24 protein-coding genes and 2 tRNA genes are annotated in these 18,825 nt (G+C 50.5%); 5 read left to right on the top strand and 21 right to left on the bottom strand.

Features of this window, described 5'->3' with window-relative positions:
• Positions 1-177: 177 nt before the first annotated feature.
• Positions 178-462: a hypothetical protein gene (locus LJ046_RS05045; protein WP_002880080.1), complete on the top strand. Its 285-nt coding sequence runs from the start codon at positions 178-180 to the stop codon at positions 460-462.
• A gap of 57 nt (positions 463-519) precedes the next feature.
• A complete protein-coding gene (locus tag LJ046_RS05040; RefSeq protein WP_002880079.1) occupies positions 520-981 on the top strand; it encodes a universal stress protein in 462 nt (153 codons plus the stop codon).
• Positions 982-1,051: 70 nt separating this feature from the next.
• Here LJ046_RS05040 and LJ046_RS05035 read toward each other — a convergent pair whose 3' ends face one another.
• The 18 genes from LJ046_RS05035 to LJ046_RS04950 all read right to left on the bottom strand — a co-directional run bounded on the left by LJ046_RS05035 (position 1,052) and on the right by LJ046_RS04950 (position 15,071).
• Positions 1,052-2,242 (bottom strand): FtsW/RodA/SpoVE family cell cycle protein, encoded by a 1,191-nt coding sequence (locus LJ046_RS05035; protein WP_002880078.1) that lies wholly within the window; start codon positions 2,240-2,242, stop codon positions 1,052-1,054.
• A gap of 24 nt (positions 2,243-2,266) precedes the next feature.
• Positions 2,267-2,494 (bottom strand): DUF2969 domain-containing protein, encoded by a 228-nt coding sequence (locus tag LJ046_RS05030; RefSeq protein WP_002880076.1) that lies wholly within the window; start codon positions 2,492-2,494, stop codon positions 2,267-2,269.
• A gap of 12 nt (positions 2,495-2,506) precedes the next feature.
• Positions 2,507-2,794, bottom strand: coding sequence for a membrane protein insertion efficiency factor YidD (gene yidD / locus LJ046_RS05025; protein WP_002880075.1), 288 nt, complete (start codon positions 2,792-2,794; stop codon positions 2,507-2,509).
• Positions 2,795-2,796: 2 nt separating this feature from the next.
• A complete protein-coding gene (gene mreB, locus LJ046_RS05020; RefSeq protein WP_002880073.1) occupies positions 2,797-3,786 on the bottom strand; it encodes a rod shape-determining protein in 990 nt (329 codons plus the stop codon).
• An 85-nt stretch (positions 3,787-3,871) separates the two neighbouring features.
• Positions 3,872-4,102 (bottom strand): DUF1146 family protein, encoded by a 231-nt coding sequence (locus tag LJ046_RS05015; RefSeq protein WP_002880072.1) that lies wholly within the window; start codon positions 4,100-4,102, stop codon positions 3,872-3,874.
• A gap of 48 nt (positions 4,103-4,150) precedes the next feature.
• Positions 4,151-4,591: a F0F1 ATP synthase subunit epsilon gene (locus LJ046_RS05010; RefSeq protein WP_002880071.1), complete on the bottom strand. Its 441-nt coding sequence runs from the start codon at positions 4,589-4,591 to the stop codon at positions 4,151-4,153.
• An 11-nt stretch (positions 4,592-4,602) separates the two neighbouring features.
• Positions 4,603-6,042, bottom strand: coding sequence for a F0F1 ATP synthase subunit beta (gene atpD, locus LJ046_RS05005; RefSeq protein ID WP_002880070.1), 1,440 nt, complete (start codon positions 6,040-6,042; stop codon positions 4,603-4,605).
• Positions 6,043-6,061: 19 nt separating this feature from the next.
• Positions 6,062-7,024 (bottom strand): F0F1 ATP synthase subunit gamma, encoded by a 963-nt coding sequence (locus tag LJ046_RS05000; RefSeq protein ID WP_002880069.1) that lies wholly within the window; start codon positions 7,022-7,024, stop codon positions 6,062-6,064.
• 10 nt (positions 7,025-7,034) lie between these two features.
• Complete coding sequence (gene atpA, locus LJ046_RS04995; RefSeq protein ID WP_002880068.1) at positions 7,035-8,546, bottom strand: F0F1 ATP synthase subunit alpha; 1,512 nt, start codon at positions 8,544-8,546, stop codon at positions 7,035-7,037.
• Positions 8,547-8,568: 22 nt separating this feature from the next.
• Complete coding sequence (gene atpH, locus LJ046_RS04990; protein WP_002880067.1) at positions 8,569-9,111, bottom strand: ATP synthase F1 subunit delta; 543 nt, start codon at positions 9,109-9,111, stop codon at positions 8,569-8,571.
• Complete coding sequence (gene atpF, locus LJ046_RS04985; protein WP_002880066.1) at positions 9,111-9,617, bottom strand: F0F1 ATP synthase subunit B; 507 nt, start codon at positions 9,615-9,617, stop codon at positions 9,111-9,113. Before atpF ends, atpH begins: the two co-directional genes overlap by 1 nt.
• A 53-nt stretch (positions 9,618-9,670) precedes the next feature.
• The gene (gene atpE, locus LJ046_RS04980; RefSeq protein WP_002880065.1) at positions 9,671-9,895 is read right to left on the bottom strand and encodes a F0F1 ATP synthase subunit C; all 225 of its coding nucleotides are present in this window, start codon (positions 9,893-9,895) and stop codon (positions 9,671-9,673) included.
• 18 nt (positions 9,896-9,913) lie between these two features.
• Positions 9,914-10,633, bottom strand: coding sequence for a F0F1 ATP synthase subunit A (atpB, locus tag LJ046_RS04975; protein ID WP_002880063.1), 720 nt, complete (start codon positions 10,631-10,633; stop codon positions 9,914-9,916).
• Between the two features lie 128 nt (positions 10,634-10,761).
• Positions 10,762-11,391 carry a uracil phosphoribosyltransferase gene (gene upp, locus LJ046_RS04970; RefSeq protein WP_002880062.1) on the bottom strand — a complete coding sequence of 210 codons (630 nt, stop codon included), beginning with the start codon at positions 11,389-11,391 and terminating at the stop codon, positions 10,762-10,764.
• Between the two features lie 99 nt (positions 11,392-11,490).
• Positions 11,491-12,486 carry an L-threonylcarbamoyladenylate synthase gene (locus LJ046_RS04965; RefSeq protein WP_002880061.1) on the bottom strand — a complete coding sequence of 332 codons (996 nt, stop codon included), beginning with the start codon at positions 12,484-12,486 and terminating at the stop codon, positions 11,491-11,493.
• A gap of 38 nt (positions 12,487-12,524) precedes the next feature.
• Positions 12,525-13,367: a peptide chain release factor N(5)-glutamine methyltransferase gene (prmC, locus tag LJ046_RS04960; RefSeq protein WP_035176847.1), complete on the bottom strand. Its 843-nt coding sequence runs from the start codon at positions 13,365-13,367 to the stop codon at positions 12,525-12,527.
• Positions 13,360-14,445, bottom strand: coding sequence for a peptide chain release factor 1 (gene prfA, locus LJ046_RS04955; protein WP_002880058.1), 1,086 nt, complete (start codon positions 14,443-14,445; stop codon positions 13,360-13,362). The genes prmC and prfA overlap by 8 nt, the downstream gene beginning before the upstream one ends.
• Before the next feature lie 23 nt (positions 14,446-14,468).
• Positions 14,469-15,071 carry a thymidine kinase gene (locus LJ046_RS04950; RefSeq protein WP_002880057.1) on the bottom strand — a complete coding sequence of 201 codons (603 nt, stop codon included), beginning with the start codon at positions 15,069-15,071 and terminating at the stop codon, positions 14,469-14,471.
• A gap of 140 nt (positions 15,072-15,211) precedes the next feature.
• Here LJ046_RS04950 and LJ046_RS04945 point away from each other — a divergent pair, with 140 nt between their 5' ends.
• Positions 15,212-16,567, top strand: a complete 1,356-nt coding sequence (locus LJ046_RS04945) for a Mur ligase family protein (RefSeq protein WP_002880055.1) — start codon at positions 15,212-15,214, stop codon at positions 16,565-16,567.
• Between the two features lie 61 nt (positions 16,568-16,628).
• On the opposite strand, the gene LJ046_RS04940 is transcribed toward LJ046_RS04945, so the two are convergent.
• Together LJ046_RS04940 and LJ046_RS04935 are read right to left on the bottom strand one after the other, a co-directional pair.
• Entirely contained in the window at positions 16,629-16,880 is a 252-nt protein-coding gene (locus tag LJ046_RS04940) for a hypothetical protein (RefSeq protein WP_002880053.1), read from the bottom strand.
• A gap of 22 nt (positions 16,881-16,902) precedes the next feature.
• Positions 16,903-17,907 (bottom strand): serine hydrolase domain-containing protein, encoded by a 1,005-nt coding sequence (locus tag LJ046_RS04935; protein WP_002880052.1) that lies wholly within the window; start codon positions 17,905-17,907, stop codon positions 16,903-16,905.
• A 170-nt stretch (positions 17,908-18,077) separates the two neighbouring features.
• On the opposite strand from LJ046_RS04935, the gene LJ046_RS04930 reads away from it, so the two are divergent.
• Positions 18,078-18,149: transfer RNA gene (locus LJ046_RS04930), tRNA-Glu, on the top strand.
• A gap of 5 nt (positions 18,150-18,154) precedes the next feature.
• Positions 18,155-18,227, top strand: a tRNA-Gln gene (locus LJ046_RS04925).
• A 57-nt stretch (positions 18,228-18,284) separates the two neighbouring features.
• Here LJ046_RS04925 and LJ046_RS10640 read toward each other — a convergent pair.
• Positions 18,285-18,812 (bottom strand): ABC transporter substrate-binding protein, encoded by a 528-nt coding sequence (locus LJ046_RS10640; protein ID WP_002880051.1) that lies wholly within the window; start codon positions 18,810-18,812, stop codon positions 18,285-18,287.
• Positions 18,813-18,825 lie beyond the last annotated feature (13 nt).

Raw genomic sequence — 18,825 nt, 5'->3', positions numbered from 1 at the left:
CGCGACGGGCCGGATTTTGTGAATTCTTTACGGGATCAACAGCGCCATTTATGCTTTGGTCAACTCGGATTTTCTTAGACAATAACAGCGGTCCTTAGGGCCGCTTCTTTTGTTTATTCCTGCCACTAGCTTACTCAGTGTATTTTCACTTCCTGTGAAAACTAGAAAGTTTAACCGATGCTCTACATCCGTATTTTCATGATTATTTTTATCGCCTGCCTACTGCTGACCGCCTGGTACCTCTGGCACCGGAGAAACGGCGCCTTCCTGGTCTTCGACATCTCCAGCTCCCCGGAGCTCCATAGCTTGATGACCATCTGCTCGTGGACGCTCCTGGCGATCAGCGTCTTGGGAATCGTCCTGCTCTTCTTTGACAACAAGTATCTCAACTTGATCACTCTCTTTTTAGGCTCAGCGACGATTTTTATCTTCGCCCTCCTGCTTTCGCAAAACAATCAGTAAATTTATTAAAATGCTTTCATTTTTTTGGTAAAATAGAGACAGGAAGAGGTGGCAAAAATGACTAAACAATACCAATACAAACATATCCAAGTTGCCGTTGACGGTTCCAAGGAAGCTGACCTGGCTTTCAAGAAGGCCGTAACGGTTGCCAAGCACATGAACGCCAGCCTGGAAATTCTCCACGTTATCGACACGCGGTCCTTCCAGAACGTTTCTAGCTTTGACTCAGCCATGGTTGAGCAGGTTTCCAACGACGCCAAGAAGAAGATGGAAAAGTACTACCAGTCTGCCCAAGACAGCGGCGTCAAGGAAGTCCACTACTCCATCGAATTCGGCTCACCAAAGGTCATCATCAGCCGGGAATTCCCGAAGAAGCATGACATCGACCTGATCGTCATCGGCGCGACCGGCTTGAACGCCGTTGAACGCCTGCTCATCGGCAGCGTGACTGAATACGTCACCAGAACTGCTGACTGCGACATCCTGGTCGTTCGGCACAACAAGGCTGGCTTGGACTAAGTCAGTAAAATAAATAAAACCGCCCCGGTCGATTGACCGAGGCGGTTTTCGTATGCTCTCAAAAATTCAGTTAAAAGTCGCCAGCCGTGCTAAACATGTAGTCCTTATTGTGCCACTTCATCGAGAGGATCAAGCCAATCCCGATCATATTCCCGATCAAGGCTGATCCACCCTGTGAAACAAATGGTAGGGGCACCCCGGTAAGGGGCAGTAAATCAATGCTCATGCCGATATTTTCAAAGACGTGGAACAAAATCATCATAATAATCCCTGTGGACACATATGAATAGAAGGCGTTCTTGGTCGAGAAAGTGATCTTGACCATCTGCACGATCAAGACGAAGTAAATTCCGATCAAGGCCACCCCGCCGACAAAGCCGAAGCTTTCGCCGACCACGGAGAAGATCATATCTGAGTTCCGGACTGGCACGTAGACTTTGATATTGTTAAAGCCATTGCCAAAAATCTGCCCGGACCCGATCGCCTTCATGCTCTGCCAGAGCTGGTAGGCGCTGTTGGAGTTGTCCCCTGACGGGTCACTCCAGGACTTGATTCTTTCCAGCTGATAGGTCTTGAAGTAGTGGCGCAGAATCGTCTGCCCTTCACTGGTAAAGACCAGGAGGATGACAGCGACGCCCACGACCACCATGAGCAGAAAGACCGGGATAATGATTTTCCAGGAAATCCCTGAAACCAGGAGAATCCCCGCGGTAATCGCGACAAAGACCATGGTGGTCCCAAAGTCAGGCTGCAGCATAAGCAGCATGGCCACCGGCAGGAACCAGGCCATGACCTTGCCGATCAAGAGCCAGTCATTTCTGAGGTTGTGGGCATAGCGCGCATTGTGCTCTCTAACGACCCGGGCCAGCTGCAAGATAAAGGCCGGCTTCATGACTTCTGAGGGCTGGAAGCTGACAGGTCCGACGACGAACCAGCTCTTGGCCCCGCTGCTGGCAGCCGTTGTCCGGTCATACAGGAAGAGGACCGCGACCAGCATGAGTATCCCCAAGCCATACAGATAGGGGGCCAGCTTAAAGATCTGCTCGGCGTCAAAGCGGACGATGAAGGCCACCATCAGCCAGGAAACCGTGTACCAGACAATCTGCATGGCCACTGTTCTAGTTGGCGTCCCATAGGTCGAGTCATTGACTGACGCGTTATAAATTGAATAGAAACTGACGAATGACAGCAAGACCACGGGAATGATAACTCCCCAGGCGATGCGGTCATACCATTTGCTTTCTTCTTGAACTTTTGCCATTAACTATCACTTTATTCGTAAAAATTATTTTTCGTGCAAGGTGAAGTAGGCCAGCAGATCGTTGATGCCGGCATCAAGGCTCTTGGCAAACATCACGTTCTTGGACTTGCTGCTGGTTACCCGGAACTTGCCGTCAACCTGCTCGATCAAGCCGATCTGGCGCTTCTTTGGAATGACTACTTCCCAAGTCGGTACCCGGCGGCCAGACAGTTCGTTGACCTCGATCCCGATGTTTTCTTGATTTCTTGACATATTCCCTCCTCGTTAGTGACTGTGGAATTTTCTGGCAATAATTTCGTCCTCATATTCTTCTGGGTGGGGATTGCGCAAAAGGGTAAACTTGTTCGGTACTGGATCCACCCCGCCGCGGTTAAAAGGATTGCAGCGCAGGATCCTTGCCAGACCCATCAGCATTCCCAAAAGCGGACCATGCTTTTCCAAAGCAGTGATCATATAGCTGGAGCAGGTCGGGTAGAAACGGCAGCTGTCCGGCAAAATTGGTGAGATTGCCCGCTGGTAAAAGCGGACTAGAAGAATCATTATTTGACGCATTATTAGTGACGTTCGTGCTTTTCAATATGCTGCAGCAGGATGCCAGTGCCCAAAGCAACTGATTCAAGCGGTGATTCAGCGATCAAAACCGGAACCTGCAGGCTGTCGGCAATCAGCTTGTCGATGTTCTTCAGCAAGGCGCCACCACCGGTGATCATAATCCCGCGGTCGATGATGTCAGCGGACAATTCCGGCGGCGTTTCCTGCAGAACCTGCTTGGTAGTGTCAATGATGCTTTGCAGGCCCTCTTGCAGGGCCTCAGTTACTTCAGAGCTGTTTACCTTGATCTGCTTTGGCAGGCCGTCAATCGTGTCGCGGCCGCGGACATTCATGCTTGCGTCCGGGTCTGGATCAGTAGCGGTACCAATTTCAATCTTGATGGCTTCCGCCGTCCGCATCCCGATCAAAAGCTGGTGGTTAGCCTTGATGTAGTTGACAATGGCCTGGTTCATCCGGTCCCCGGCATAGCGCAGGGACTTGGAAGTCACGATTTCGCCCATGGACAGGATGGCGATGTCAGTCGTCCCCCCGCCGATGTCGATGACCATGTTACCTTGCGGCTTGAAAATGTCCAGGCCGGCACCAACGGCAGCTACCTTTGGCTCATAGTCCAGGTAGACCTTGCCGCCGCCTGACTTTTCCGCGGCTTGGATGATGGCCTTTTGCTCAATTGAAGTTACGCCAGTCGGGGTGCAGACCAGAATGTTCGGCTTGCTCATGAAGCCCTTGACGTTCAGCTTCTCAATAAAGTGGCTCAGCATGGCTTCAGTAATGTCAAAATCAGCAATTACCCCGTCCTTCAAAGGCCGGATAACGCGGATGTTGCCAGGAGTACGGCCAACCATTTCATAAGCTTCAGTGCCGACAGCTACCACCTTGTTAGTGTTCGTATCCACGGCAACAACAGATGGCTCGTCGATCACAATGCCCTTGCCGGAAACATTGATCAAAACGTTCGCGGTCCCCAAATCAATACCAATATCTTTTGACACGTCTATTTCCTCCATAACATATTAATTTTAATTGTACCATAAAAGCGCTCTGTATAGCGGCTTCCGCTTAGCTTTAACCTATTCTTTAAAACAGGTTAGACAATTGTAATGAAGTATCTATCAAGGCGATCAAAAATTGGCCGACCGTATAGCCCAGGGCAATCGCCGTAAAAATCAAGAAGACCTGGGCTTCAAATACCCGGCTGGCCCGAATGATTTTCTCAATTCTGACGGCTTTGATCGCCTGAAAGGCTAAGGCAATGCAAACAAAGTAGATCACCAAGCTGATGATTGCGTGAATTCCAAGTTGTCTCATAATAAAATCTACCATAAAAAAAGAGCGGAATAAATCCGCTCTTTTCCCTTATTCGTGCAGCTCGTCGTAAACGTGAATCCGGTTTACAGCCCGCCGCAAAGCAATTTGAGCCCGCTCCAATAACTGCTCGTCGTGCTTTTCCTTGGCTTCCTTGATGAGCGCCTCGGCCCGCTGCTTGGCAGCTTCAGCCCGACTGAGGTCAATGTTGCGCGCGCGTTCTGCGTTGTCAGAAATAATCGTTGCCACATTGTTGGCGAATTCGATGATCCCCCCGCTGACGGCGATGTGATCAACCTTGTGGTCGACATCGGCGCCGCGTTGAACCCGGACTTCACCAATTGTCAGCGGAGTTAAAATCGGCAGGTGGTTGTACAAAATCTGCCGGTCGCCGTCAATAGCCCGCATTGAGACGGAGCTGCCACGGTGAGAATAGATTAACCCGTTTGGCGTAACGATATTGATCTTAAACAGTTTCTCTGCTTCTGCCATGATGCATCAACCTACTTTTCTAATAAGGCTTTTGCTTCCGGATCGCTTGGGGTAACCCCCATCTTTTGCGCCTTCTTCAAAACGTCTTCGATCGGGCCAACGCCTCTGAAGGCATCTTCAGGCAAGTCGTCAAGATGGCCGTCGAGGATCATCTTGAAGCCCTTGATCGTTTCCTTGATTGGAACGTATGAGCCTGGAACGCCGGTAAAGACTTCGGCAACGAAGAAGTTTTGTGACAGAAAGAACTGAATCCTACGTGCCCGGGCAACGATCAGCTTTTCTTCATCTGACAATTCATCCATACCCAAAACGGAGATGATGTCTTGCAGTTCGCGGTAACGTTGCAGGATGTGCTGAACCCGGGTCGCAACGTCATAGTGTTCCTGGCCGACAATTTCAGGGTCCAGGGCACTGGAAGTTGATTCAAGTGGGTCAACGGCCGGGTAGATACCTTGTTCTACCAGGCTACGTTCCAAGTTAGTCGTCGCGTCCAGGTGGGCGAAAGTAGTCGCTGGCGCAGGGTCAGTGTAGTCGTCGGCTGGAACGTAAACGGCTTGGATAGAGGTGATTGACCCCTTCTTAGTGGAAGTGATTCTTTCTTGCAATTGACCCATTTCCGTTGCCAAAGTTGGCTGGTAACCAACGGCACTAGGAATCCGGCCCAGCAAGGCAGAAACTTCAGAACCGGCCTGGGTAAACCGGAAGATGTTGTCGATGAAGAGCAGCACGTCCTGGCCTTCAACGTCTCTGAAGTATTCAGCGATCGTCAAACCGGTCAAAGCGACCCGCATTCTGGCACCAGGCGGCTCGTTCATCTGCCCGAAGACCATGGCGGTCTTGTCTAAAACGCCAGATGCCTTCATTTCGAAGTAAAGGTCGTTACCTTCACGGGTTCTTTCCCCGACACCGGTGAAGACGGAAATACCGTTGTGTTCCTGGGCAATGTTGTGAATCAATTCCTGGATGATCGTGGTCTTGCCGACCCCGGCACCACCGAACAGACCGACCTTACCACCACGAAGATATGGTTCCAACAAGTCGATAACTTTGATCCCGGTTTCCAGGATTTCACGGCTAGTAGTTAATTCATCATACTTAGGTGCTTCTTTGTGGATCCCGGAGCGAGGGTGGTCAGCTGGAAATTCTGGACCACCATCAATCGGTTGACCTAAAACGTTGAAGACCCGGCCCAAGGTATCCGGACCAACTGGCACGGAAATTGAGCTCCCAGTATCTTCAACCTTCATCCCACGACGAAGGCCATCGGTAGATTCCATCGCGATGCAGCGCAAAACGCCATCGCCTTGTTCAAGAGTAACTTCAAGGATAATCGAGTCGTCGTCTGACTTGATGACCTTCAAGGCATTGTTGATGTCTGGCAGGTCTTTGCCAATTGGAAACTTGACGTCGACAACAGGGCCGATTACTTGAACGATTTCACCTTGACTCAAACTTCTACCTCCTTTTCTCTTATTCAAGTGCATTCGCACCACTGACGATTTCAGTCAATTCAGTAGTGATTTGTGCTTGTCTTGCACGGTTCATTTGCAAACTAAGACTAGAAACAAGGTCCTTGGCATTGTCCGTGGCACTCTTCATGGCCGTCATTGAACTTGCGTGTTCGGCGGTCTTGGCGTCCAAAATGGCGCCATAGATTTCCGCCCGCGCGAATTGCGGCAGTAAGGTTGCCAAAACGCTGTCAATGTCAGGGGCAACTTCGAATTCAATCTTCTTGCTTTCCTTGGCTTCCATGATCCCGATGTCAAGCTCGACGATCGGCAGCATCTTTTCGACCCGGAAGGCCGAGGACAAAGAATTCACGTGGTGGGTGTAGCAAACATACAGTTCGTCATAAACGCCGTTCAAGTACATCTTGATCGCCGTTGAGACGATTGGCAGGGTCTCCTTGAAGGTTGGCACGTCTGAAACGCCGTCTTTTTCGTAGACAACGTTCAGATTGTTCTTCTTGAAGAACTGGGAGCCAACGCTGCCGACTGACAGGATCTTGGACTCTCTGCCCTGCAGCTTTTCGTCAGCTACCAGGCTCATCATCTGCTTGATGACTGAGCTGTTGTAGGAGCCGACCAGACCACGGTCACCAGTAACTACCAGGTAGCCCACGGAGTGAACTTCCTCACGGGGCTTGATCATGTCAGAAATGATCCCCATCCCAAAGACATCATCGTAGTCGATGGAGTCAATGTTGTCTTGCGTCAGGGGGTAATTAGCCTTGTTCAAGTAGTTGATCACGCTGGCACTCATCAGCTGTGACACGGTTTGGTGCAGCAGCTGGTTGTATTCCTGGTAGCCCTTGTCTCTTTTTTCAGTCTGATTCAGTTTAGCTGCTGAAACCATGTGCATGGCTTCAGTAATCTTACTCGTTTGCTTGACAGAAGCAATTCTCTTCTTCAATTCAAGTAAAGATGCAGGCATAGTCTACCTCCTATTTGTTACTTGATGAAAAGCTGGATGCAAATTGTTGAAGAGCTTCTTGAAGCTTGTTTTCATCTGGCAATTTGCCAGTTGACTTGATTTCAGCTAACAGATCAGCATGGTTGGCGTCAAAGTCGGTGTAAAGTTCTTGTTCAAAGCGAGCAATATCATCGACTGGGACCGCGTCCATAAAGCCATGGGTCAAAGCGTAAAGCAAGACAACCTGCTTTTCAACGGCAACCAGCTTGTGCAGCGGCTGCTTCAATACTTCGACGGTCCGCCGGCCGCGGGCCAGCTTGGCTTGCGTTGCCTGGTCCAGGTCACTGCCGAACTGGGCAAAGCTTTCCAGTTCCCGGTATGAAGCCAGGTCGGTCCGCAAAGTACCAGCAACCTTCTTCATGGCTGGGATCTGCGCGGCCCCGCCGACACGGGAAACAGAAGCCCCGGCGTCGATGGCTGGGCGCGTACCGGAGAAGAACAGGTCACTTTGCAAGAAGATCTGTCCGTCAGTGATGGAAATAACGTTGGTTGGAATGTAGGCGGAGATGTCCCCGGCTTCAGTCTGAATGAATGGCAGGGCAGTCAGTGAGCCGCCGCCCAGTTCCTTGCTCAGCTTGGCACTCCGTTCCAACAAACGTGAGTGCAGGTAGAAGACGTCACCTGGGTAGGCTTCACGGCCAGGTGGCCGGCGAAGCAGCAGGGAAAGTTCACGGTAGGCAACCGCCTGCTTAGACAAGTCGTCAAAGACAACCAGGACGTCCTTGCCGGCGTACATGAATTCTTCCCCCATCGCGGTCCCGGAATATGGCGCGATGTAAAGCATTGGTGCCGGTTCTGAAGGACCAGCTTCAACCACGATGGTGTAGTCCATCGCCCCAAGCTTCTTCAAGGTTTCAACTTGTGCTCTGACAGTTGATTCCTTTTGACCAATTGAGACGTAAATACAAATTACGTCCTGCCCTTTTTGGTTCAAAATGGTGTCGATCGCTAAACTGGTCTTACCAGTCTTACGGTCACCGATGACCAGCTCACGCTGACCACGGCCAATTGGCACCAACGCATCAATGGCCTTAATACCAGTTTGCAAAGGCTGGTTAACTGACTGACGCTGCATAACGCCTGGCGCCTTTGACTCGATTGGCCGAGTCTTGTCAGTCTTGATTTCGCCTAAGCCGTCAACTGGCTGGCCAAGTGGATTCACAACCCGGCCAATCAAAGCATCCCCAACTGGAACTTCCATAATCCGGCCAGTTCGCTTCACGCGGTCGCCTTCACGGATGTCGTCAAACTTGCCCAGAATGATGATACCGACATCATTGCTTTCCAAGTTTTGGGCGATACCGTAGGCACCATTGTCGAACTGCAAAAGCTCACTTGACAAGACATTGTTCAAGCCGTGAGCGCGGGCGATACCATCGCCGACGTAAGTTACGACACCGACTTCCTCGATGTCCAGCTTATCGTCGTAGTGTTCAAGTTGCTGCTTGATTAAAGAGCTGATTTCTTCCGCTTTAATGCTCAATGGTTTCACCTCTTTATAATACTTACTTTGTTAACATGGCGCGGATTTTCTCCAATCGATGCTTTACTGAGCCATCGATCACGCGGCCTTCAACCTCAAGGACCACGCCGCCGATAATTTCTGGATCAACTTCATTTTCAAGATGAAGTGCCTGCAAGCCATATTTCTTGGCATAGCTGTCCGCAAGGCGCTGCAGCTGATCTTCATCTGGCTTCAATGCAGTCTTAGCGACACCCGTTCCGATGTGGTTGGCAGCATTGTACAGGTGAATGTAGTAGTCAATGATGTCAACCAAGTTGTCAAAACGATCATAGCTAAGCAAGAAGTTTAAAACTTCTTGAAGCTCTGCAGAAAAGCCCTGTTCAACCGCCGTCAAAAGACTTTCCTTTTGCTTGGCGTCCAAAACAGGATTGCTCAGAACCTGTACAAAACGGGGCTCTGCTTGAACTGCCTTCTTCAATTCAGTCAGTTCGCTGTACATGAGCTCAGTCTTGCCGCTGTCTTTGGCAAAATCAAAGATCGCTGTTCCGTAGCGTCTTGCCGTTTCTTCTCTACTTAAGGCCATTAATCGTTCAACCCCTTAATGAACTGATCAACTAAATCTTTTTGATCAGCAGCAGATAAGTTCTTAGCAATTACCTTTTCCGCAATCGTCACAGAAAGATCAGCGACTTCGTCGCGGGCTTCGTTCAAGGCGTCAGTCTTAGCTTGCGCTGCGTCGGCCTTGGCCCTTTCCCGGATAGCGGAAGCTTCAGCCTTGGCTTCGCTGACGATTTGCTTACCGATCTTTTGCGCATTACTCTTGGCAACAGAGAGGATCTGGGTTGCTTCTTGTCTTGAATTCTTCAAGGCTGCTTCCCGTTCATTGGCCAAAATTTCAGCCTTCTTGCGGTCGCTAGCAGCTTGATCCAAGTCATCAATGACTTTCTGACGGCGCTTCTCCATCATGTCCTTTACCGGGCCCCAGGCATAATGCTTGACGGCTAGCAAAAGGATACTGAATACTATTAAATACCAAAGGGTATTAATGATTGAGATTTCAGCGCCGGCGAATACTGGTTGAAATTCCATCAACAATCCTTCTCTCTCAATTTAGTAACTAATGTAATTTAACGACTGGTTAATTACAGGAACAAAATCAAGAAAGCGATAACGATAGCCAGGATTGGAACGGCTTCGATCAAACCAACACCGATGAACATAGTTGCTCTCAAGTTACCAGCACTTTCTGGTTGGCGGGCGATGCTTTCGATCGTCGTTGAGATAACCTTACCGTTCCCCAATGAAGCAGCCAAAGCAGCAAGACCAGCAACAAGTGCAGCAGCTAAATCCTTTAAACCTGTAGTCATAATAAAACCTCCGAAAAATTATTCTTGTGTAACCTTCTTGCCAATATAAACCATAGAAAGGGTTACAAAAACATACGCCTGGATAGAGCCAATGAAGACAGAGAAACCTTGCCAGATCATTGCGAGCGGCGCAGCCAGGATTCTGGTTACAATCCCCATGCTTGGCCCCAGCTGGTTCCCGATCAGGGTCAGCAGGACTTCACCCGCAAAGATATTACCGTAGAGACGCAGCGATAACGTCAAGAAGTTGGTAAATTCTTCAATGACGTTAATCGGCAAAAGAAAACCGACAGGACGTGCATAGTTCTGTAGGTAGCCCTTCATGCCAAATTTCTGAATCCCGAAGGTAAATGAGAGAAGCAAGGTCATCATCGCGAACGACATCGTCGTCACTGGATCAGCAGTTGGTGATTTGATGACCATATAGTCACCGACTTTCACTTCCAAGAACAACCCTAGTTGATTCATGCAGAAGATGAAAAGGAACAAAACAAAGGCGTAAAGAGACAGATGTTTTTGGGCAGCCGGGTCTTCGACGTTATCCTTGACAATCCCGTCGGTAAAATCGATCAGGTATTCCAGGACATTTTGTTTCTTGTTCGGTTTCATTTCAACTTTACGTGAAAGAGCGTAACAAATGGCAAAAACCACAATTGCCATCAAGGTCGAACCGATAATGCCGACCAAGTCGACGTTCAGTCCGGTACCGTTAATATTGAAGACAAGTGATTTCTCCAATTCTTCGTGACCTCCCTTCTTGTGTTGAATTCTTCGAACACGTCATTTATTGTACACCAATAAAAATTAATTGGAACTTTTGCAATCGCTTTTATAGCGACTTTTTTAATTATTTAGTCCCTTTTTAATTATTTAGTCCCAAAGATCCGGTCACCTGCATCCCCTAAACCTGGGAAGATGTAGCCGTTTGGCAGCAGCTTGTCGTCAAGGGCAGCCGCGTAAATGTCAACGTCCGGGTGTTCATCTTGCACCGCCTTGACGCCTTCCGGCGCAGCAACCAGGACGGCCAGCTTAATGTCGGTCACGCCCCGCTTCTTCAAAGCTTCGATGGCCAGGTTGGCGGAACCGCCAGTAGCCAGCATCGGGTCAACGACCAGGCATTCACGTTCAGTAACATCCTTAGGAACCTTGAAGAAGTATTCTACCGGCTTCAAGGTTTCTTCGTCGCGGTACATGCCAACGACGCCGACCTTGGCTGACGGAATCATTTCCAAAACCCCGTTGACCATGCCCATGCCAGCACGCAGGATCGGCACGATAGTCAATTTCTTGCCGGCCAGTTCCTTTTGCACCGTCTTGCCCATTGGCGTTTCGATCTCAACGTCTTGCAAAGGCAGGTCGCGGGTGATTTCGTAGGTCATCAAACCGGCGATTTCGCCAACGATTCTCCGAAATTCATTTGATCCAGTTTCCTTGCGGCGAATGATCGTCAGCTTGTGCTGAATCAATGGATGGTTTAACACAGTGAACTTTCCCATATAGTTCCTCCATTCAAAAATACCATGTCGTCTCTATTATAAATAAAAAAGGAAATGGTTTAAAGCAATTTCTTTTTTTAAAACATTAAATCGTCCAGATTAGACATGATGACCACCGGCAGCCTTGTTTAAACGGTTCATGTAGGCCAGACTTTCCTCACCCTGGTCAAAGCCCTCTACATAAATACTTTTAATTTCTGGCCGGTCGTCAAAATAGCGCAGGCCGGCAAACAGGTTGTGGTCAGCCTCCGTCAGATTTTTGCCTAAATTGAACTTATTTTCCTCAGGTACAGGTAAGTTTTCCAAAAGGTCACTAGTTGCCATGACCCCGCAGGAAACATCCAGGTCCAGCTTAGCAAAAGTTTCCGCCTGGTCGACCACGTAAACCTGGGCACTTGGCGCGTAGTGGCGGTATTTCATCCCTGGCGCCTTCGGCACGTCCTTGTCACTTACCTGGCCCCGGTTGATCAAAACTTCTTCGCCCAAGACCTGGCTGATCTCTTCTGGCGTAATCTTGCCCGGCCGCAAAACAACTGCTGGGTTAACCGACAGGTCAACGATGGTTGATTCCAGGCCCACTTCAGTCTCGCCGCCATCAACGATTCCAGCGATCTTGCCCTTTAAGTCGTGGTAGACGTGCTGGGCCGTGGTTGGGCTCGGCTTAGTCGAGGTGTTGGCGGAAGGCCCGACGATCGGGTAGCCAAGCTTGGCGATCAAGTCATGAGTCAGCTGGTCATCAGGGCAGCGGAAGGCAACCGTTGGCAGGCCCCCGGTTGCAGATTCCGGCAGGGCCCCTTCTTTAGCTAAAAGCAGGATGGTCAAGGGGCCTGGCCAAAAGTGCTTGATCAACTTTTCCGCCCGCTCCGGCACTTCCTTAGCGTAAGGGCGCATCATGGCTTCGTCAGCCACGGTCACGATCAAGGGGTTGTCGCTAGGCCGGCCTTTGGCCGCGTAGACCTTTTTGACTGAATCGTCCCGGGTGGCCAAAGCCCCCAGGCCATAGACAGTTTCAGTCGGAAAGGCAACTAATTCCCCTTCCCTAAGCAGGCTGACTGCTTCATCCAATTGTTCCCGTTTAAAAATCTTGGTTTCCATTGTTTCTTCCACTCCCCAATTAAAAATCTTGGTTTCCATTATTTCTTCCACTCCCCAAACAGCATCCGCGGCTTGCCGGCCATGTCCCGGCGGAATTCCACCTTAAAGTCCGGCAATTTTTCGGCAAACAGGGCCTTCAGCTCATCTTCCTCGCTAAAGCCGAATTCCATGAAGAAGCGGCCGCCCGAGTTTAAGTGGTCTCTAACTTCTTCAACGAACTTCCGGTAAAAGGCCAGGCCATCCTGGCCGCCAAACAGGGCTTCTTCCGGCTCATTGGCTAGAACGCCCTTGTCCATCACGTTCTTCTCGCTGGGCTTGATATAAGGCGGGTTGGAAATGATCAAGTCAAACTTGCCCAGGCCCAGCAAAACATTGGCCTTGCGGGTGGTTACGTCCAGGCCGTAGTCCAAAAAGTTCTCTTCACTGATTCTGAGCGGGGTGTCCTTAACGTCACTGGCGTAAAAATGCAGGTCCTTGATCCCCTTGCTTTCAGCTTCCTTGGCCAGGGCCACCGTAATATTGCCTGACCCAGTCCCCAGGTCAAGGACAGTGTCGCCGTCTTGTAAGTGCGCTAGGGCCCATTCAACCAGTTCCTCAGTTTCAAAGCGGGGAATAAGCACGCCTTTGGCCACCCGCAAGCGGTAGCCTAAAAACCAGGCATAGCCCAGGATATACTGGGGTGAGTCCCCTTTAGCCAGGCGCTTCATGTCCTTTCTGACCTGCTTGACTTCAGCGTCAGACAATTCCATGTCTTGCTTAAGCTGAAACTGGCTTGGCGTCAGGCCCAGCCGCTCAGCCAAAAGAAAGTCGATTTCCTCGCTCCGTGCGCTTTCAGCCAGTTCACTGGCCTCAATCCGCATTTCTCGTAAACTCTTATGCATTTTCTGCCAGCTCCTCTAATTGCTTGGTTTGGTAGTAAACCGTCAAAGCATCGATGACTTCGTCCAGTTCCCCGTTCATGATCCGGTCCAATTTGTTCAAAGTGAGGCCGATCCGGTGGTCAGTCACCCGGTTTTGCGGGTAGTTGTAGGTTCTGATTCTTTCTGACCGGTCACCAGTGCCGACCGCGTTCTTCCGCTTGGCGTCGTACTTGTCCCGGTTCTGGCTTTCGTAGTAGTCGTAAACCCGGGACTTCAAAATTTCCATAGCCTTGGCCCGGTTTTGCTGCTGGGACCGCTGGTCCTGCATGGCAACCACGATACCGGTTGGCAAGTGGGTCATTCTGACGGCACTGGAAGTCTTGTTGATGTGCTGACCGCCCGCACCGGATGACCGGTAGACGTCCACCCGGATTTCCTTTGGATCAAGGTCAATGTCAACCTGTTCATATTCTGGCATGACGGCAACGGTAGCAGTTGAAGTGTGCACCCGGCCTGCTGATTCAGTTACTGGGATCCGCTGCACCCGGTGGGCCCCGTTTTCATATTTCAGCTTGGAGTAGACCTTGTTACCAGTAATCATGATGGCCACCCGCTTGTAGCCGCCAACTTCAGTTTGTTCGCTGTCGACGATAGAAACGTTCCAGCCCTGGTTTTCCGCGTACTTTTCATACATCCGCAGCAGGTCGCCCGCGAACAGGGAAGCTTCATCCCCGCCGGCTGCCCCCCGGATTTCCATGATGATGTCCTTGTCATCGTTAGGGTCCTTTGGCAGCATCAAGATCTTGATTTCATCTTCCAGCTGTCTGATTTCATCTTCCAGCTCAGAGTTTTCCATCTTGGCCATTTCAACCAGCTCAGGGTCTGAACCGTCAGCGATGATTTCCTTGTTGCCGGCAATTTCTTCTTTGTCGGCCTTGAACTTGCGGAACTTCTGCACTACTTCCCGCATGTCAGCTTCTTCCTTGGTAATTTCCATGTAGCGCTTGGTATCAGCGATGACTTCCGGGTCGGCCATCATTTCCTGAATTTCTTCATAGCGCACTTCCAAGCTTTCCAGCTGTGCCATTACATTATCCATTTAATCAATCCTTCCAATAAAAACTAGTCTCTTGCCTGATCGGGGTGGAAATAGTGGAAGCGGCAGACCGGGTAGTAGGCCTCGTCGCCACCAATCTGCACCTGCTCGCCCTCATAGACGGGCAAACCGTCCTTGTAGCGCAGGGCCATGATTGCCTTGTGCCCGCAAAAGTGGCAAATTGTCTTCATCTCTTCTATTTTATCAGCATAAAGCAAAAGATACTCACTGCCTTCAAAAAGATGGTTCTGAAAATCATTCTTCAGGCCAAAGGCCATCACCGGAATGTGCAAGTCGTCCACGACCCGGGCACACTGGATGACCTGGTCCTTTTTTAAGAACTGGGCCTCATCGATCAAGACCGCCGCTAAGGGGTGGCCGTCAGACTCCTGCTCTTGCTGGTTCAAAGCCGTGATGTAGTCAAAGAGGTCCAGGTCCGGCTCAATCGGCTGGGCGCTGCGGCTGAGCCCGATCCGGGAAGCCACCACGCCGCGGCCGGACCGGGTGTCAACGCTGCTGGTCAATAAAGCCACCTTGCGTCCTTGAATCTCGTAATTGTGGGCAACCTTCAAGATTTCAATCGTCTTGCCGCTGCCCATCGCTCCGTATTCGAAAAAAAACTGTGCCATATTCTCCACCTCTGTATTAATCTCGCTCAAATAAGTATAGTGTATTTTGCAAAAGTTTAAAAGCTACGCATTTTAGCCGCTAAACTTTCCGTCTTATGGTAAGATTTATCATAGTTTTAATGCAGAATAGGAAGTTAATAATGAGTTTTAAATCCAACATCGCAACTTTTGCCGGCAAGTCCTCTTACTGGTTCCTGCACAATGTCTTAAAGGGCGGGACCAGCTTTCCCGGCAAGCTAGCCATGAAGCTTGACCCAGATGTCCTTGAACAGCTGGGCAAGGACTACGAGACCATTATCGTTACGGGGACCAACGGCAAGACCATGACCACGGCCCTCATCACCCAGACCTTGAAAGAAAAATACGGCGATATTTTGACCAACCCATCCGGGTCCAACATGGCCCAGGGGATCGTAACTGCCTTTTTGGCTCATGGCCAGAAAAAAAGCAGCCGGAAACTGGCCGTTTTGGAAGTCGATGAAGCCAACGTCAAGGCCGTAACCCAGTTGGTCCACCCCAAGGCCTTTGTTCTGACCAACATTTTCAGAGACCAGATGGACCGCTACGGGGAGATCTACACGACCTATGAAAAGATCGTCGCCGGCATCAAGCTGGCGCCAGATGCAACCATCATCGCTAACGGGGACGCCAGCATCTTCTCTTCAGTCGACCTGCCGAATCCAAAAGTCTTTTTTGGCTTTGAAACTGACCAGGACAAACCGCAAAATGACTTCAAGGCTGACGTCAACACTGACGGGGTCCTCTGCCCTAAGTGCGAGCATATCCTGCACTACCACGCAATTTCCTATGCCAACCTGGGTGACTTCTTCTGCCCGAACTGCGGCTACAAGCGGCCGGATTTGACCTACAAGCTGGAAGAAATCAGCGAGCAGACCCCGAGCCGGATCAAGTTTACCATTGAAGGCAAGGAATTCGCCATCAACATCGGCGGCACCTACAATATCTACAATGCCCTGGCCGCCTTTGCCTGCGCCAGAGAATTCGGCGTTTCCGCCAATGAAATCGCGGCGGCTTTTGCCAAAAACAAGCGGATCTTCGGTCGCCAGGAACTGATTCACTACCAGGGCAAGCAGATCAACATCATCTTGGTCAAGAACCCGGTTGGCTTAAACGAAGTCCTCAGCCTCCTGGACACGGAAAAGGACCACTACAGCCTGGCTGCCCTCTTAAACGCCCACCACGCTGACGGCATCGACACCAGCTGGATCTGGGACGGGAACTTTGAAAGCCTGGACCGGGACAAGATCGACCAGGTCATCGTCGGCGGCGAGCGGCACAAGGACATGGCCTTCCGCCTGGAAGTTGCCGGTTTTGACCCGGACAAGATGATCATTGAAAGCGACTTTGACCAGCTGTTGGCCGCTTTTGCAAAGGCGCCGACTGACAAGATCTACATTCTCTCAACCTACACAGCCATGCTGCACCTGCGGCAGGTCTTTGCCGACAAGGGCGTCTTGAAGAGAAGAATCAACTAGCATACGCAAAGCAAGTAAGTAAAAGAGTAAATAAAAATCCCGCGGTCAGCCGCGGGATTTTTTAAATTGCCGTAGTTAAGACGGCGACTACGTTGATCAAGGCAACCAAGCCGGCAAAAAAGGCAACCGCCTTGTATGTCGCGTTCTTGCTAAAGGCAAAAAGCAGGCCCTCGATTAGGGCCACGGCAAATGCCGTGATAGCGGTGATGGCATAATAAGGCGACATCCGGCTGTTAAAACGGCCCAGGATGATGATGACCAGGCCGTAGACGGCCAAAAGCAGCCAGCCCTTTTGCTTATTGCTTAATTTCATGTGATTTTGCTCCTCTTTCTAGCTAGCGGTTTTCCTGCAAAAAAGCGTTGATGACCCGGCTGCGCATAGTCAAAAAGATCTGATTGTGCCGAGAAGGGTGAACCCGGTTGGTCAAAAGAATTAAGCCGGACTGCTTGATCTGGTCAAACAAGACCAAAGTGCCGGTAAAACCGGTGTGGTAGATGATGGGATAGTTTTCCTTAGGGTCAAAGACCAGGTTCCAGCCCCAGGACCGGGCTTTTAAACCCGCCGGAGTCTTGACCTGGTAGAGATCTTGGATTGTTTCTTTCTTTAATGGCAAAAGGTCACTGACCCCCATATAGCCCTGGCCCATTTTGACCAGGTCGCTGACGGTACTAAACAGGCCAGCTGACCCGCACCGCCGGCCTAATTGCTGGCCCTTGGGGTCATGAACGAAGCCTTGAATGACCTGGCCGTCAACTAGTTCCGTTGGCACGCACTCCTCTTTTGGCGGAGCAAAAGTCGTTTCAGTCAAGCCAGCTGGCTGGAAGATCCGCTCGCTGGCCAGGTCCTGGACTGCTTTGCCCGTGATCCGCTCTAAAACCAGTCCTAAAAGGACGAAGTTGGTGTCTGCATAGCGGACCACCCGGTTAAACTCGCTGGTCACTGGCAAGCCCACGATCGCCCTCATTAATTCCGGGCCGGACAAGGCATTCCGGTTTTCGATCCAGCCCCGGATGCCAGATGTGTGGGTCAAAAGGTGGCTGAGGCGGACCCGGCCATCCTTAAATTCCGGCACGTATTTTTGCAAGGGGTCAGCAAAGTCAACCTTTCCCTCTTCCCTCAGCTGCAAGAAAGCAGCCGTCGTGGCCAAAACCTTGCTGCAGCTGGCCAAGTCATAGTAGGCAAAAGGGCTCAGCTGGCTTTTAGCCGGATAAATGCTGGCAAAGCCCAAAGTCGAGGCAAAGACCTGGTCACCTTTTAAGAGGGCGTAGTTGACTCCAGGAACAATTCTTTCAGAAACCATGCTTTCAATCAGCAGCTGGGTTTTAGGAAAATTAAGCAAGCGGTGACTCCTTTCTAAAAGGCCCGTGCGGGTAATTAGCTCTATTATACGGCAGTTTTCAGCCTTTCCAAGCCAGTCTGAAAAAATTTTAGACTTTTTTTGCCGAGAGCCTTGACTTTTTCTTGCAAAGAAAGCATAATAATGAATGTCGGTAATTCGAACACAAACTTCACCCGTTGGTCAAGTGGTTAAGACGCTACCCTCTCAAGGTGGAGTCATGAGTTCAATTCTCGTACGGGTGATTTACTGCGATGTAGCCAAATTGGTAAGGCAGTGGACTCTGAATCCATAATGTTCCGGTTCGAGCCCGGACATCGCAATAATAACGAAAGGCAAGTTCCTATGGAGCTTGCCTTTTTTCTTCTTTTCAAATCACATTACTTAGTCACATAGGCTTCCTTAAAGTTCCACTCGCTCCGCTTGCAGATCCAGCCCTTGGCATTTGACCGGATCAGCCAGGTATCGTCCTCATAGTAAACCCCGACATCGTCAAGCAGGATGCTTTCCGCCTTACTCATATCCTTGAGCCGCTTTTCCTGGTCATTGGTGTTCTTGGAAGCAGCAATCAGCTTGTCATACTGGCTGTTTTTCCAGGAGCAATAGTTGGAGCTGTTCTTGCTGGTCAGAAGTTCCAGGAAGGAAATCGGGTCACCGAAGTCAGCGATCCAGTCTGACCCGCAGATCTGGAACTCGCAGTTTTCCCGCCGAGCCAGGCGGGTCTTGAAGGGAACACTGGTGACCATCAATTTCAGCCCTGGCCGCTGGGTTTCCAGCATGCTCTGCAGGGCCTCGCGGGTCTTCTTACCCCCGTCGCTGTCACTGGTCCGCAGCTTCAAGGTCAAGCTGGACTCAGGCCCTTTTGCCAGTACTCCTTGGCCTTGCTTGGCTGTGTAAGTATTGGCCACCTGGTTGTTGCCG

This window comes from Lactobacillus delbrueckii subsp. jakobsenii ZN7a-9 = DSM 26046 (assembly GCF_001888925.1).
Classification (GTDB): Bacteria; Bacillota; Bacilli; order Lactobacillales; family Lactobacillaceae; genus Lactobacillus; species Lactobacillus delbrueckii.
This window is presented reverse-complemented; position numbering and strand designations above follow the sequence as displayed.